The 13,916-nt window shown below is 72.9% G+C and carries 13 protein-coding genes and 1 pseudogene; 11 read left to right on the forward strand and 3 right to left on the reverse strand.

The window, feature by feature from the left end; translation table 11 throughout:
* Positions 1-100: 100 nt before the first annotated feature.
* Positions 101-1,750: a M4 family metallopeptidase gene (locus JK361_RS09460; protein WP_201815265.1), complete on the forward strand. Its 1,650-nt coding sequence runs from the start codon at positions 101-103 to the stop codon at positions 1,748-1,750.
* Between the two features lie 129 nt (positions 1,751-1,879).
* On the opposite strand, the gene JK361_RS09465 is transcribed toward JK361_RS09460, so the two are convergent.
* Positions 1,880-3,379, reverse strand: coding sequence for an MFS transporter (locus JK361_RS09465; protein ID WP_201815266.1), 1,500 nt, complete (start codon positions 3,377-3,379; stop codon positions 1,880-1,882).
* 158 nt (positions 3,380-3,537) lie between these two features.
* Here JK361_RS09465 and JK361_RS09470 point away from each other — a divergent pair, with 158 nt between their 5' ends.
* The 3 genes from JK361_RS09470 to JK361_RS09480 all read left to right on the forward strand — a co-directional run bounded on the left by JK361_RS09470 (position 3,538) and on the right by JK361_RS09480 (position 5,859).
* On the forward strand, positions 3,538-4,284 hold the full coding sequence (locus JK361_RS09470; protein WP_201815267.1) for a TetR/AcrR family transcriptional regulator: 747 nt from the start codon (positions 3,538-3,540) through the stop codon (positions 4,282-4,284).
* Positions 4,285-4,534: 250 nt separating this feature from the next.
* Positions 4,535-5,083, forward strand: coding sequence for a hypothetical protein (locus JK361_RS09475; protein WP_201815268.1), 549 nt, complete (start codon positions 4,535-4,537; stop codon positions 5,081-5,083).
* Positions 5,084-5,205: 122 nt separating this feature from the next.
* Positions 5,206-5,859: a class F sortase gene (locus tag JK361_RS09480; protein ID WP_201815269.1), complete on the forward strand. Its 654-nt coding sequence runs from the start codon at positions 5,206-5,208 to the stop codon at positions 5,857-5,859.
* Between the two features lie 27 nt (positions 5,860-5,886).
* Here the strand turns inward: JK361_RS09480 and JK361_RS09485 are convergent, their stop codons facing one another.
* A complete protein-coding gene (locus JK361_RS09485; protein WP_201815270.1) occupies positions 5,887-6,231 on the reverse strand; it encodes a winged helix-turn-helix transcriptional regulator in 345 nt (114 codons plus the stop codon).
* A 219-nt stretch (positions 6,232-6,450) separates the two neighbouring features.
* Between JK361_RS09485 and JK361_RS09490 the strand changes: the two genes are divergently transcribed.
* From JK361_RS09490 to JK361_RS09520, 7 genes are all read left to right on the forward strand, one after another.
* A complete protein-coding gene (locus JK361_RS09490) occupies positions 6,451-7,338 on the forward strand; it encodes an NAD(P)-dependent oxidoreductase (protein ID WP_201815271.1) in 888 nt (295 codons plus the stop codon).
* A 95-nt stretch (positions 7,339-7,433) separates the two neighbouring features.
* Positions 7,434-7,886 carry an iron chaperone gene (locus JK361_RS09495; protein ID WP_201815272.1) on the forward strand — a complete coding sequence of 151 codons (453 nt, stop codon included), beginning with the start codon at positions 7,434-7,436 and terminating at the stop codon, positions 7,884-7,886.
* 105 nt (positions 7,887-7,991) lie between these two features.
* Positions 7,992-9,209, forward strand: coding sequence for an NAD(P)/FAD-dependent oxidoreductase (locus JK361_RS09500; RefSeq protein WP_201815273.1), 1,218 nt, complete (start codon positions 7,992-7,994; stop codon positions 9,207-9,209).
* Positions 9,210-11,816, forward strand: coding sequence for a nitrite reductase large subunit NirB (nirB, locus tag JK361_RS09505; RefSeq protein WP_201815274.1), 2,607 nt, complete (start codon positions 9,210-9,212; stop codon positions 11,814-11,816).
* Positions 11,813-12,163, forward strand: a complete 351-nt coding sequence (gene nirD / locus JK361_RS09510) for a nitrite reductase small subunit NirD (protein WP_201815275.1) — start codon at positions 11,813-11,815, stop codon at positions 12,161-12,163. The genes nirB and nirD overlap by 4 nt, the downstream gene beginning before the upstream one ends.
* Before the next feature lie 41 nt (positions 12,164-12,204).
* Entirely contained in the window at positions 12,205-12,789 is a 585-nt protein-coding gene (locus JK361_RS09515; RefSeq protein ID WP_201815276.1) for a TetR/AcrR family transcriptional regulator, read from the forward strand.
* Positions 12,790-12,863: 74 nt separating this feature from the next.
* Positions 12,864-13,631: an SDR family NAD(P)-dependent oxidoreductase gene (locus JK361_RS09520; RefSeq protein ID WP_201815277.1), complete on the forward strand. Its 768-nt coding sequence runs from the start codon at positions 12,864-12,866 to the stop codon at positions 13,629-13,631.
* 11 nt (positions 13,632-13,642) lie between these two features.
* Here the strand turns inward: JK361_RS09520 and JK361_RS09525 are convergent.
* Positions 13,643-13,906: pseudogene (locus JK361_RS09525) on the reverse strand (carbohydrate ABC transporter permease); the annotation flags it as partial.
* Positions 13,907-13,916: the final 10 nt, after the last annotated feature.

A 13,916-nucleotide genomic window follows, 5' to 3' on the forward strand; every position in this document is an offset into this window, starting at 1 on the left:
CTCCATGAAGAGGCTATGGACATGACATGTCATGGCCACTTAAATCTCGGGACATCAGCGCCACCCCCACGCCTAACCTGGCGCCTTCCCTAGGAGACAGATGAGCCGGATACGGCACCACGTCCGAGGAACCCGTCGCACAGCCACCGCCGGTGTCGCCGCAGCCGCCGCGACCCTGCTGGCCGTCGGCCTCTCCCCCGCCGCCCACGCCGACGCCAGACCGACCCGGGCCACCGCGGTCGAGAACGCGGCATCGGCACTCCTGGCCCACGCGGCGACCCTGGGCCTCACCTCCGCCCAGGACGCCGGCGTCCGCGACGTGATCGTGGACGGCAACGGCACCCAGCACGTCCGCTACGACCGCACGTACCACGGACTCCCCGTGCTCGGCGGCGACTTCGTCGTCCACCTGGCCGCGGACGGGAGCTACCGCGGCGCCGACCGCGCCACCCGGCAGGCGGTCTCCGTGCCCTCCGTCACCCCGCGGGTCTCCGGCCCCAGGGCCGCCGGCCTGGCGGTGAACGCGCTGCGCGCGGCCAACCTCGGCGAGGCGCTGAAGCAGATCAAGGCCAAGCCGGAGCTGGTGGTCGACGCGCTGCACGGCAGCCCGAAGCTGGCCTGGCGCACCAACGCCGTCGGCCGGGACTCGCTCGGCAACCCCGTCGCCCGGACCGTGCTGACCGACGCGCGCACCGGCGCGCAGATCGACGCCTGGGACAGCATCGAGACGGCCACCGGCGACGGCTCTTCGCTGTACGGCGGGACCGTGCCGCTGGAGACCACCCAGTCCGGGTCGTCGTACCAGCTCAAGGACCCGACGCGCGGCAACACCTACACCGGTGACGCCGAGGGCAAGACCGACCTGTGCTTCTTCGGCATCTGCTTCAGCCGGGCCCCCGCGACCCTGTTCACGGACGCCGACAACCACTGGGGCACCGGCACCACCGCCGACCGCGCCTCGGCCGCCGTCGACGCCCAGTACGGCACCAACGAGACCTGGGACTACTACAAAAACGTCCACGGCCGCAACGGCATCGCCGGCGACGGCAAGGGCTCGTACAACCGCGTCCACTACGGCAACAAGTACAACAACGCCTTCTGGGACGACAGTTGCTTCTGCATGACGTACGGCGACGGTGACGGGACCACGTTCGGGCCGCTGGTCGCCCTGGACGTCGCCGGGCACGAGATGTCCCACGGGGTGACGTCCAAGACGGCCGCACTGACCTACTCGGGCGAGTCCGGGGGGCTGAACGAGGCCACCTCGGACATCCTCGGCACGATGGTGGAGTGGTACGCGAACAACTCCTCCGACACCGGTGACTACCTCATCGGCGAGAAGATCGTGAAGCCCGGCTTCGGCAAGGCCGCCCTGCGCTTCATGGACAAGCCGTCCAAGGACGGCAGTTCGGCGGACTACTGGAGCTCGTCGGTCGGGAACCTCGACGTCCACTACTCCTCCGGCGTCGCCAACCACTTCGCCTACCTCCTCGCCGAGGGCAGCGGCGCGAAGACCATCAACGGCGTCAGCTACGACTCCCCCACCTACAACGGCTCCACGGTCACCGGCATCGGCCGGGACAAGGTCGGCAAGATCTGGTACCGGGCGCTGACGGTGTACATGACGTCCTCGACGAACTACAAGGGGGCGCGGACGGCGACCCTGAACGCGGCGAAGGACCTCTACGGCGCGGGCAGCGCGGAGTACAACGCGGTGGCCGCCGCCTGGAGCGCGGTCAACGTCAGCTGAGCCGACGGCGACGGCACGAGGCCGGTGCCCCGAGTGGGCACCGGCCTTCTCGCGTACTCCGGTTCAGGCAGCCGGTTCGCGCAGCCGGTTGCCGGTTCGCGCGGCCGGTTGCCGGTTCGCGCGGCCGGTTCAGGCGGCCGGTTCGGGCTGCCGCTCCGGCTCGGCGGGGGCCGGCCCCGCCGGCTTCGCCTCCCGCATCACCGCCGTCGCCAGGACCGCCGCGGCGAGGACGCCGAGGGCGCTGAGCGCGAAGGTGGTCGTCATCGCGGAGGCGAAGGCCTCGCGGGCGGCGCGCAGCAGGTCCGGGCGGGCCGTGGCGAAGGCGCCGGCGATGGACTCGCGGGCCGCCGCGGGGGCACCGGAGGGCATTCGGTCCGTGTAGCCGCTGGTGAGCAGCGAGCCGAGAATCGCGATGCCGAGCGCGGTGCCGGCCTGCTGGATGGTGTCGTTCAGGGCCGAGCCGACGCCCGCCCTGTCCGCCGGGATGGTGCCCATGAGCGCCGCGACCGCCGCCGGCATGGCCAGGCCGGCGCCCAGGCCGAGCAGGCCGAGGGCGGCCGCCGGGACGGTGAGGCCGGAATCGGCACCGACCGTGGTGAGCAGCGCGAAGCAGGCGACCATCACCAGCATCCCGGCGAGGATCACGAACCGGTTGCCGATCCGCGCGGCCAGCTTGATGCCCACTGCGTTGCCGATCAGCGCGGTGACCGCGAGCGGCAGGAAGGCGAGGCCGGCCTTGACGGCCGAGTAGCCGAGGACGAACTGCAGGTACTGGGTGAGGACCAGCAGCAGGCCGCCGTTGCCGATCTGGACGAGCGCCAGGGAGAGCGAACCGCCGCTGAAGTTGCGGTGCCCGAAGAGGACGAGCGGGACCATCGGGGACCGGGTCGTGTTCTCCCACAGGACGAAGGCCACGAGGGTGACCACGGCCGCGGCGAGCGCCGGCAACTGGCGGCCGGAGAACGCGCCGTGCTGCGGGATGTCGATGATCCACCACACGAGCGCCGTCATTCCGGCAGCGGACAGCACCGCGCCGAGCGGGTCGGCCTTCTGCCACGGCGCCCGGGACTCCGGCATCAGGGTGAGGCCCGCGACGACGGCCAGCACGACGACGGGGACGTTGAGGAAGAAGATCGCGTGCCAGGAGAAGTGGTCGATCAGCACACCGCCCAGCACCGGGCTGCCGACCAGGCCGAGCATCGACACCGAACTCCATGCCGCCATCGCCCTGCCGCGCTCGTCCTCGTCGAAGACGGTGATGAGGATGGAGAGGGTGGACGGCATGATCAGTGCCCCGCCGACGCCCATCGCGACGCGCACGGCGACGACCTCGGCCGGGTTCACGGCGAACGTCCCGGCCAGCGAGGCGGCCCCGAAGAGCAGCAGGCCGATCAGCATCACCTTCCTGCGGCCGAACCGGTCGCCGAGGCTGCCGGAGGTCAGCAGCAGGCCGGCGAAGACGAGGATGTAGGAGTCGAGGATCCACTGCATGTCGTGGGCGCTCGCCCCGAGGTCCTCCGTCATCGCGGGCACCGCAACGGTGAGGGCCATGTTGTCGATCACCAGGACCAGCGAACTCAGGCACAGCACCACGAGGATCCACCAGCGGCGGGGACTGCGGCTTTCCATGGGTATTTCCCCCTCAGCACGTGCGGCGCGCACAGCGTTCTCGTTATGCGTACACCGTTCCGTTCGATGCGAACACTGTACGCACGGCGGAACAGTGTGCGCAACCTTTGAACTCTGTACGCTGGTGCGCACAACGTACGCACCAAAGGAGCCCGCCCATGGCCGACAGGAGCACCCCGAACCCGATCCCCTCCGTCTGGGCCCGGCAGCGGCGCGAGCCCGGCCAGCCCGCGCTGAGCCGGGAGGCGATCGTGCGCGAGGCGGTGGCGATGCTGGACGCGGAGGGCGTCGAGGCCCTGAGCATGCGCAAGCTCGGCGCCCGCCTGAACGCCGGCGCGACCTCCCTCTACCGGCACGTCGCCACCAAGGACGAGCTGATGGAGCTGGCCGTCGACGAGGTCGCCGCCGAGGTGCGGGTGCCGGACGGCCCGGCCCCCGACTGGCGGGCCGCCGCGAGCGAGGCGGCGCAGTCCTTCCGGACGGCCGTCCTGCGCCACCCCTGGGTGTCCTCGGTGATGGGCCAGGCGGGGCTCGTCTATCTGGGCCCCAACCTGATGTCGTTCTCCGAACGGCTCGCCGCACTGTTCACGGGGGCCGGCTTCCGCGAGCCCGACCAGGCGATCAGCACCCTGCTGGCGTACGTGCTCGGCATGAGCACCACCGAGGCGGCCTGGCTCACCACGGTCGCCAGGTCCGGCCGGAGCGAGACGGAGTTCGTCACCCTCCTGATGCCCGCCGCCCGGCAGGCCGCCGCCGGCCACGACCATCTCGCCGCCTCCTACACGGGAGCCGGCACCACCCCCCGGGACCCGGCCCGGGACCGGGACGCGAAGTTCGGCTACGGCCTCGACGTCGTCCTCGACGGCCTGGCGGCACGGCTCGGGCACCAGCCCCCGGAGCACTGACACACCGTCACCCGTTCACCGGTCCCACCGCTCCATTCGTGTGCTTTTCGCACCGCTCTCTACGCGCGGCCCCTGACCCGCCCGTGACCTGCCGGAACCGCGGGCCGGCTAGCCCGCGCGGGTGGTGCGGCCGACACCCGTTCACCGCATTCCTGACGCTCCCTCAGGAAGCGGACCCGGCCCGGAGCCACTTACCTCGGTAGGGCAGGGGCGCACCCCTGGACGACTCGGACAAGCTCTGGGGAGCACCATGCGACGCACTGCCCGTCTCCTGGCCGGTACCGCGCTCGCCGTGACCGCCGCGGCACCCGCCCACGCCGCCGTGGACGCGGTCCGCCCGGCGCCTCACCTCCGGGACGCCCAGTCCGGCCGCCTGGACGTGTACCCGGCCACCGTGACGCCCGGCAGCCAGGTCACGGTGAACACGGCGGCGTGCGGGGAGTCCGGCGCCGCGACCGGGGACGCGGGCGCGGTCGGCGCCGGCACCTTCGCCCTGGCGCCCAGCACGCACGAGGGCGAGGCGATCGGCCAGTTCCGGGTGCCGCCGAGCGCGCAGCCGGGGACGTACGAGATCGTCGCCAGGTGCGCCGAGGGGGACCGGCAGGTCTCGGGCGACCTGGTGGTGGCGTTGAGCGCGGCGCACGGGCAGGTGCAGCCGCGAGGAAGCGTGAAGACGGGGGTCGGCGGCGGACTCGGCCCCGACCCCGTGCAGACCGCGGCGGGTGTGGCGGCGCTGGCCGTCGCCGCCGCGGGCGGTACCTGGCTCCTGCATCGCCGGGCGAGAGGCGACGGGATCTGACGGACACCCTCCGCTGTCCGTCCGCCGGTACCGCACATCCCGCCCCCTCCGGGTCCGACGCCCCTCGCGGCCCGGAGGGGGAGGGAGCCCGAAGGGGGTCCGTCCCCGGGAGAGGGGTTGGTATGCGCAGGAGCGCCAGGGTTGCCGGGCGCGGCCGGAGCGCCCGGCTCGGCGACACCGCGATAGCCGCCGTCACCGTCATGGCCCTCGGCTCGGGTGTGTGGCTGGTGGGCGGCACCGGCACACACGCCCCGCCGCAGCCGACGGCAGCCGAGGGGCGCCCCGATCCGGTCGGTGAGCGCCGCGCGGCCCCCGGGCTGGCCCCCTCCGTGCCGGTCCGTGTCCGTATCCCCGCGATCCGGGTGAACGCTCCCCTGACGGGCCTCGCCCTCACCCGCTCCGGCAGCCTGGACGCACCGCCCGCCAAGGAGAAGAACCTGGCCGGCTGGTACGAGGCCGGCACCACGCCCGGTGAGACGGGCACCGCGATCGTCGCCGGCCATGTCGACAACGCCGACGGCCCCGCCGTCTTCTACGACCTCGGCGCGCTCAGGCGCGGCGCCCGCATCGAGGTGGACCGCGAGGACGGCACCGTGGCCCTGTTCACGGTGTACGCGGTGGAGGTGTACTCGGCCCGCGACTTCCCCGACGAGAAGGTGTACGGCACGGCCCTGCGCCCCGAACTCCGCGTCATCACCTGCGGCGGGGGCTACTCGAAGGCCACCGGCTACCAGGGCAACGTGGTGGTGTTCGCCCGTCTCACGGGGAGCCGCTGAGCCGCGGCGCGGGGCCGTCGCCGGCCCTCAGCGCGGGGCCCGTTCCCCGCCGAGGACGTGCTTCTCGCCCCACACCCCGAGCGGCGCCAGCGCCTCGTTCAGCTGGATGCCGATCCCGGTCAGCGAGTACTCGACGCGGGGCGGTACCTCGTCGTACTCCTCACGGTGCACGATGCCGTCGGCCTCCAGCTCGCGCAGCTGCGCGGCGAGCACCTTCTCCGTCACTCCCGGCAGCTGCCGCCGCAGCACGCCGAAACGGCGGGTGCCCTCGCCCAGCGCCCACAGGATCGACACCTTCCACTTGCCGTCGATGATGTCCATCGCCGCGTCGGTCCCGCACATGTACGCCCCCGGCCGCCGCCCCACCGGCATGCTGCTCCCCCTTCTCGACCCGCACGCTTCACGACCCGTGCTTCACGATCCGCACGCTTCACGACCCGCGCTTCACGATCCGCACGCTTCACGGCCCGTGCTTCACGACCCGCGCGTCTCTACCCGCGCGCCTCCCGACCTGCACGCTTCCCCGCCGGAAACCACCCACTTCGAAGTGCGTACTTCTGCGCGGCGGTTCCCCGGGCGAGCCTAGTCGCCATGAACGACAACTCCCCTTCCCCTCTCCCCCGTACCCCCCTGACCCTGCTCGGCACCGGCGCCATGGGCACCGCGCTCGGGCGGGCCTGGCTCGCCGCCGGGCATCCGCTGACCGTCTGGAACCGCACGCCGGACCGTACGGCCGCGCTGACCGCCGAGGGAGCCGTGGCGGCCGCGAGCGCGGCGGAGGCGGTGGCCGCGAACCGGCTCGTCGTGGCCTGCCTGCTCGACGACGCCTCCGTCGGCGCCGCCCTGGAGGGCGCCGACCTGGCCGGCCGTGACCTGGTGAACCTCACCACCGGCACCCCCGCCGACGCCCGCGCCCGCTCCGCCTGGGCCGACGAGCGCGGCGCCCGTCTCCTGGACGGCGGGATCATGGCCGTACCGCCGATGATCGGCGCGCCCGGCGCCTTCGTGCTCTACAGCGGCCGGGCGGAGGTTTTCGAGGAGCACCGGGACACGCTCGCCGTCCCGGCCGGCACCGAGTACGTCGGCGCCGACCCGGGCCTGGCCGCCCTGTACGACGTGGCCCTGCTGAGCGGGATGTACGGCATGTTCGCGGGGATCACGCACGCCTTCGCGCTGCTGCGCGGGACGGACGTGGCACCGAAGGACCTCGCCGCACTGCTCGTGCCCTGGCTGAACGCGATGGCCGGCGCGGCGCACGGCACGGCCGAACGGCTGGAGTCCGGCGACCACACCTCCGCGGTGGTCTCCAGCCTGGCGATGCAGGTCGCGGGCAGCGGCACCCTGCTGCGCACGGCCGCGGAACAGGGGGTGAGCACGGAACTGCTCGCGCCGTTCCTGGAGTTGATGCGCCGCCGGCTGGCCGACGGCCACGGCGAGGAGGACACCAGCGGCCTGGTGGAGCTGCTGCGGACCCGGTGACCGCTCCCTTCGTCCGTTCCGGAGCCCGTTGTCAGTGGGTGCCGGTAGGGTCCCCTGCAAGTCGCCGTACATCGAGATCTACGGGGGGATCCGCCATGAGTGACACCGTCGGCAACGCGTACGAGGGGTTCACGGCCGAGGAGCGGGCCGCGATGAAGGAGCACGCGCGGGAGCTGAAGACGGCGGCGCGCCGCACCTCGCGCGCGGACAAGGCGGCCGAGGCGGAGCGGGACGTGCTCGCGAAGATCGCCGAGATGGGGGACTCGGACCGGATCATGGCCGAGCGCGTCCACGCCGTCGTCACCGCCACCGCCCCGGCCCTCGCGCCGAAGCTCTGGTACGGGATGCCCGCCTACGCGCTGGACGGAAAGATCGTCTGCTTCTTCCAGAGCGCGGCGAAGTTCAAGGCGCGCTACGCGACGCTCGGTTTCAACGACCCGGCGCGGCTGGACGAGGGCGCGATGTGGGCGACCGGCTTCGCCCTGACCGAGGTGACGCCCGAGGTGGAGTCCCGCATCGCCGCCCTCGTCGCGCAGGCGGTGAGCTGAGCCGCCCGGCCCTCACACCCTGTGCCGCCGCCCGCTGAGGGCAGCGTTCCGCACGGGAAACAGAGGTGATGCCGCCGGGTAACGTCGGGGCCGCACGCTCGGGTCATGACCTCGAATACGCGTGTGGTGGTGATCGGCGCCGGCCTCGCGGGCGTACGGCTCGCCCGGCGGCTCGGCGAGCTGGGTGCGCCGCCCGCGCTGCTCGTCGGCGAGGAGGAGCACGCGCCGTACAACCGCGTGCTGCTGGCCGAGGTGCTGGCCGGCCGGTACGCCCCGGAGGTGATCGCCCTCCCGCGGCCCGCCGGCCTGCTGCGCACCCGGGTCACCGCGATCGACCGGGCCGCCCGGACCCTCGCCTGCGCCGACGGCACGTCGATCGGCTACGGCACACTGGTCCTGGCCACCGGCTCCAACCCGGTGCTGCCCCCGCTGCGCGGGCTGTTCGGCCCGGACCACCGGCTTCCCGAGGGCGTCCACGCGTTCCGCACCATGGACGACTGCCTGCGCCTGGCGCGGGCGGTCCGGCCGGGGGTGCGCGCGGTCGTCATCGGCGGCGGGCTGCTCGGGGTCTCCGCGGCCCGCGCGCTGGCCGTGCGCGGCGCCCAGGTGATGCTCGCCCAGCAGGCCGAGCGGCTCATGGAGCGCCAGCTCGACCCCGACGCCTCCCGCCTGGTGCTGCGGCACCTCACCGATCTGGGCGTCGAGGTGCACACCGAGTGCCGGGTGCGGGACGTGCGCTGCGTCGGCGGCACGGTCCGCTCGGTGGAGCTGGCCGACGGCTACGCGCTGGACGCCGACCTCGTGGTCCTGGCCTGCGGGGTCCGGCCCCGCACGGGTCTCGCCGAGCAGGCGGGCCTCGCCGTCCGCAAGGGCGTCCTCGTCGACGACGCGCTGCGCACCTCCGACCCGCACATCCACGCCGTCGGCGACTGCGCCCAGCACGACGGCACCGTCTACGGACTCGCCGCCCCGGCGCTCGAACAGGCCGACGCGCTCGCCGCGTTGCTCGCCGGTGACACCCGCGCCCGATATGGCGGCACCCGCTCCCTGACCCGGCTGACCCTCACCGGCCCCGACTCCCCCTTCGACCTCGCCGCGTTCGGGGAGACCGAGCCCCGCCCCGGTGACGACGTCGTGCGGCTCGCCGACGCCACCCGGGGCACCTACCGCAAGGTCGTCGTCCGCGACGACCGCCTGGTCGGCGGGGTCCTCGTCGGCGAACTGGGCACCGTCGGCGCGCTCGCCCGCGCCTGGGAGGGAGCAGAGCCGCTCCCCGACGACGGCCCCCTGCTCCACCTGCTCACCAACGATGGAGGCTCCTGAATGTCCGCCACCCTGGGGGCCACCCCCACGATCGTGCTCGTCGGCCACGGCATGGTCGGCCAGCGCTTCCTCGAAGCGCTCGCCGAGCGCGGCCTGACCGCCACGCACCGCGTGGTCGTGCTGTGCGAGGAGCCGCGTCCGGCCTACGACCGCGTCCAGCTCACCTCGTACTTCTCGGGCCGGACGCCAGAGGACCTCTCCCTGACCGACCTGGAGTTCATCAAGGACCACGGCATCGAGCTGCACGTCGGAGACCCGGCGGAGACGATCGACCGTGAGGCGAGGCGGGTGACCGCCCGCTCCGGTCTGGCCGTCGACTACGACGTCCTCGTACTGGCCACCGGCTCCTACCCGTTCGTACCGCCGGTGCCGAACAAGGACGCCGCCGGCTGTTTCGTCTACCGGACCATCGAGGACCTGCTGGCGATCGAGGAGTACGCGAGGAACGCGTCCACCGGTGCCGTCGTCGGCGGCGGCCTGCTCGGCCTGGAGGCGGCGGGCGCGCTCAAGGGCCTCGGACTGAACGCCCACATCGTGGAGTTCGCGCCGCGCCTGATGCCGGTACAGGTGGACGACGGCGGAGGCGCGGCCCTGCTGCGGACCATCGAGGAGATGGGCCTGACGGTCCACACCGGCGTCGGCACCCAGGAGATCGTGACGGACGACTCCGGTGCGGTCACCGGCATGAAGCTGTCCGACGGCTCCGAACTCGCCACCGAACTGGTCGTGTTCAGCGCCGGAGTCCGCCCCCGCGACCAGCTGGCCCGCGACTGCGGCCTGGGGGTCGGCGAGCGCGGCGGCATCGCGGTCGACGAGCAGTGCCGTACCGTCACCGACCCGCGCGTGTTCGCGATCGGCGAGTGCGCCCTGGCCGCCGACGGCCGGGTGTACGGCCTGGTGGCGCCGGGCTACGAGCAGGCGGAGACCGCGGCGGCGACCATCGCGGCCGACGAGGCGTCCTTCACCGGCGCCGACCTGTCCACCAAGCTCAAGCTGCTCGGCGTCGATGTCGCCTCCTTCGGCGACGCGCACGGCACCACCGAGGACTGCCTGGACGTCGTCTACTCCGACTCGCGTGCGGGCCTGTACAAGAAGCTTGTCATCGGCCGGGACGGCACGCTGCTCGGCGGCATCCTGGTCGGCGACGCCGACGCCTACGGCACGCTGCGCGCGCTCACCGGCTCGGTGCCCCCCGTCTCCCCCGAGTCGCTCGTCCTGCCCGCCGGAGCCGGCTCGGGGGCCCAGCTCGGCCCGTCCGCCCTGCCGGACGACGCGATCATCTGCTCCTGCCACAACGTCAGCAAGGGCAGCATCCGCGGCGCGGTCACCGAGCACCGGTGCACGACCGTGCCCGAGGTGAAGAAGTGCACCAAGGCCGGCACCGGCTGCGGCAGTTGTGTGAAGGTGCTGGGCCAGCTGGTCACCGCCGAGCTGGAGGCGTCCGGCGTCGAGGTCGACAAGGGACTGTGCGGCTGCTTCGCACAGACCCGCGAGGAGCTGTACGAGATCGTCCGCGCGCTGCGCCTCACGTCGTACCGGGAGCTGCTCGACCGGCACGGCCGTGAGGGCGCCCGGGGCGGTGACGGCTGCGAGGTGTGCAAGCCGGCCGTCGCCTCGATCATCGCCTCCCTCGCCCCGGCCATCGGCGCGAGCGGCTATGTCCTGGACGGCGAGCAGGCGGCCCTCCAGGACACCAACGACCACTTCCTCGCCAACCTCCAGAAGAACGGCTCGTACTCGGTCGTGCCGCGCATCCCCGGCGGGGAGATCGCGCCCGAGAAGCTGATCGTCATCGGTGAGATCGCCCGGGACTTCGGCCTCTACACGAAGATCACCGGCGGTCAGCGGATCGACATGTTCGGCGCCCGGGTGGAGCAGCTTCCGCTGATCTGGGCCCGGCTGGTGGACGCCGGCTTCGAGTCGGGGCACGCGTACGGCAAGTCGCTGCGCACGGTGAAGTCCTGTGTGGGCTCGACCTGGTGCCGTTACGGCGTGCAGGACTCGGTGCGGATGGCGATCGACCTGGAGCTGCGCTACCGGGGCCTGAGGTCCCCGCACAAGCTGAAGTCGGCGGTCTCCGGCTGCCAGCGCGAGTGCGCGGAGGCCCAGTCGAAGGACTTCGGGGTGATCGCCACCGCCAACGGCTGGAACCTGTACGTCGGCGGCAACGGCGGCGCCACCCCGCGCCACGCCGACCTGCTGGCGCAGGACCTGTCCGACGCCGAACTGGTCCGTCTGATCGACCGGTTCCTGATGTTCTACATCCGCACGGCCGACCGCCTGGAGCGCACCAGCACGTGGCTGGAGCGCATCCCCGGGGGTCTGGAGCACGTACGGGACGTGGTGGTCCACGACTCGCTCGGCATCTGCGACGAGCTGGAGAAGCTCATGCGGTCGCATGTCGCCCACTACCGCGACGAGTGGGCGGAGACCGTGACCGACCCCGAGAAGCTGGCCCGGTTCGTGTCCTTCGTGAACGCCCCGGACACCCCGGACCCGGTGGTCTCCTTCGTGCCCGAGCGCGACCAGATCAAGCCCGACCTGCCGCTGCTGTCCATCGGCATGCGGCCCGCCGACGACGTCCTGGAAGGAAGCGCCCAGCGATGACCCTGGCAGTTGAGACGACCGACCTGAAGGTCCAGCTCCAGCTGGCCGACGACTGGTTCACGGTCTGCGACCTGAGCATGCTGGTCCCGGGCCGCGGGGTCGCGGCCCTGCTGCCGGACGGCCGCCAGGTGGCCGTCTTCCGTGACCGCTCCGACCGTCTGTACGCCGTCGACAACCGCGACCCGTTCACCGGCGCGGCCGTCCTCTCCCGCGGTCTGACCGGCACCCACGAGGGCCGCCCGTTCGTGGCGTCCCCGCTGCTGAAGCAGCGTTTCGACCTGGCCGACGGGCACTGCCTGGACGACGAGTCGGTGCGGGTGGCCGTGTACGAGGTACGGACCCGCTAAATATCTTGACCGTTCGGTCCAGTAAGCCTAGCCTTCAGGGCATGGCCAGGACCAAGGAATTCGACCCGGACGCCGCGCTCCAGTCAGCCCTGGAGCTGTTCTGGCAGCGCGGCTACGAGGCGACGTCGATGGCCGACCTGGTGACCCACCTGGGGATCGGCAAGGCCAGCCTGTACGCCACCTTCGGCAGCAAGCACGAGCTGTACCTGAGGGCACTGGACCGGTACGGGCAGGCGCAGGACCCGCGGCTGACGCGCGAGCTGTCCCGGCCCGGCCCGGTCCTGCCGGCCGTGCGGGACCTGGTCCGGCGGTTCGCGGCCGAGGCCGCCGCCGAGACCACCCGCGGCCAGGGCTGCATGGTCACCAACGCGGCGGTCGAGCTGGCCCCGCACGACCGGGACGCCGCCCGCCGGGTGGAGCACAGCTGGGACACCCTGGAGACCCTGCTGCACTCCGCCCTGGTCCGCGCCCGGGCCCAGGGCGAACTGTCCGCGGACCGCGACCCCCTGACCCTCGCCCGCATGCTGCTGGTCCTGCTCCAGGGGCTGCGGGTGGTCGGCAAGGCGTCCGCGGAACCCGCCCGGGTACGGGACGCGGCCGAGCAGGCGCTGGTCCTGCTGGACTGAGAGCACGCCTCCGCGGAGGCGGTTTTCGCCTGCCTTCAAACTGAACCGATCGGTCAAGAAAAGGGAACATCGCCATGCCGCACCGCTTCTCCGGCCGCACCGCACTCGTCACCGGCGCCGGCTCCGGCATCGGCCGCGGGGTCGCCCTCGCGTTCGCCCGGGAGGGTGCCCACGTCGTCGTCGCCGGCCGGCGCCGCGAGCCGCTCGACGAGACCGTCGCCCTGATCGAGCGCGAGGGCGGCAAGGCGCTCGCCGTCACCGCCGACGTCTCCCGCGCCGACGACGTGCGGGCCCTGGTGGCCGCCGCCGTGGACCGCTTCGGCTCCCTGGACGTCGCGGTGAACAACGCCGGCGTCCTCGAGGGCCGGGGGCAGACCGTGGGCGAGCTGGCCGAGGAGGACTGGCGGCGGATGCTCGACGTCAACGTCACCGGTGTCTTCCTCGCCCTGCGGGCCGAGATCGACCGGATGCGCACCCAGCCGAACGGCGGCGCCATCGTGAACATCGCCTCCCGGATCGGCGTGCACAGCCGGCTGCCCCGCACCGCCGCCTACGCCGCCGGCAAGGCGGCCGTGTCGGTCCTCACCCGCGGCGCCGCGCTGGACCACATCGCCGACGGGGTGCGCATCAACGCCGTCAGCCCCGGCCCCACCGCCACGGACATGTCCTTCAAGCAGGGCGAGACGGAGGCCGGCCGGGCCGCGCGCATGCGCGCCGAGAGCCCGGTCGGCCGGGTCTCCACCGTCGAGGAGGTGGCCGCCGCGGTGCTGTACCTGGCCTCGGACGACGCGGCCTCGGTGGTCGGCGCGGACCTGGTCGTCGACGGCGGCGCCACGGCCTGAGCCCGGCCCCGTCAGTCGATCCCGGACCGCTCCACCCCCGCCACGATCCACCGCTGGAGGACCGGGAACACCAGCAGCAGCGGCAGGACCGACCGGGCCGCCGCGACGAACAGCCCGTGCAGCCGCACGACCTGGGCGGTACTGAACGAGGACAGCGCCACCTGCACCGTCCAGGCGCTCTGGTCCCGCCCGATCACCAGCGGCCACGGGAAGGAGTTCCAGGCCCCCAGGAACACGACGGTCCCGACGGCCGCGAACACCGGACGGGCGTTGGGTGCGGCCGGG

Source organism: Streptomyces musisoli (assembly GCF_016741855.1).
Lineage (GTDB): Bacteria > Actinomycetota > Actinomycetes > Streptomycetales > Streptomycetaceae > Streptomyces > Streptomyces musisoli.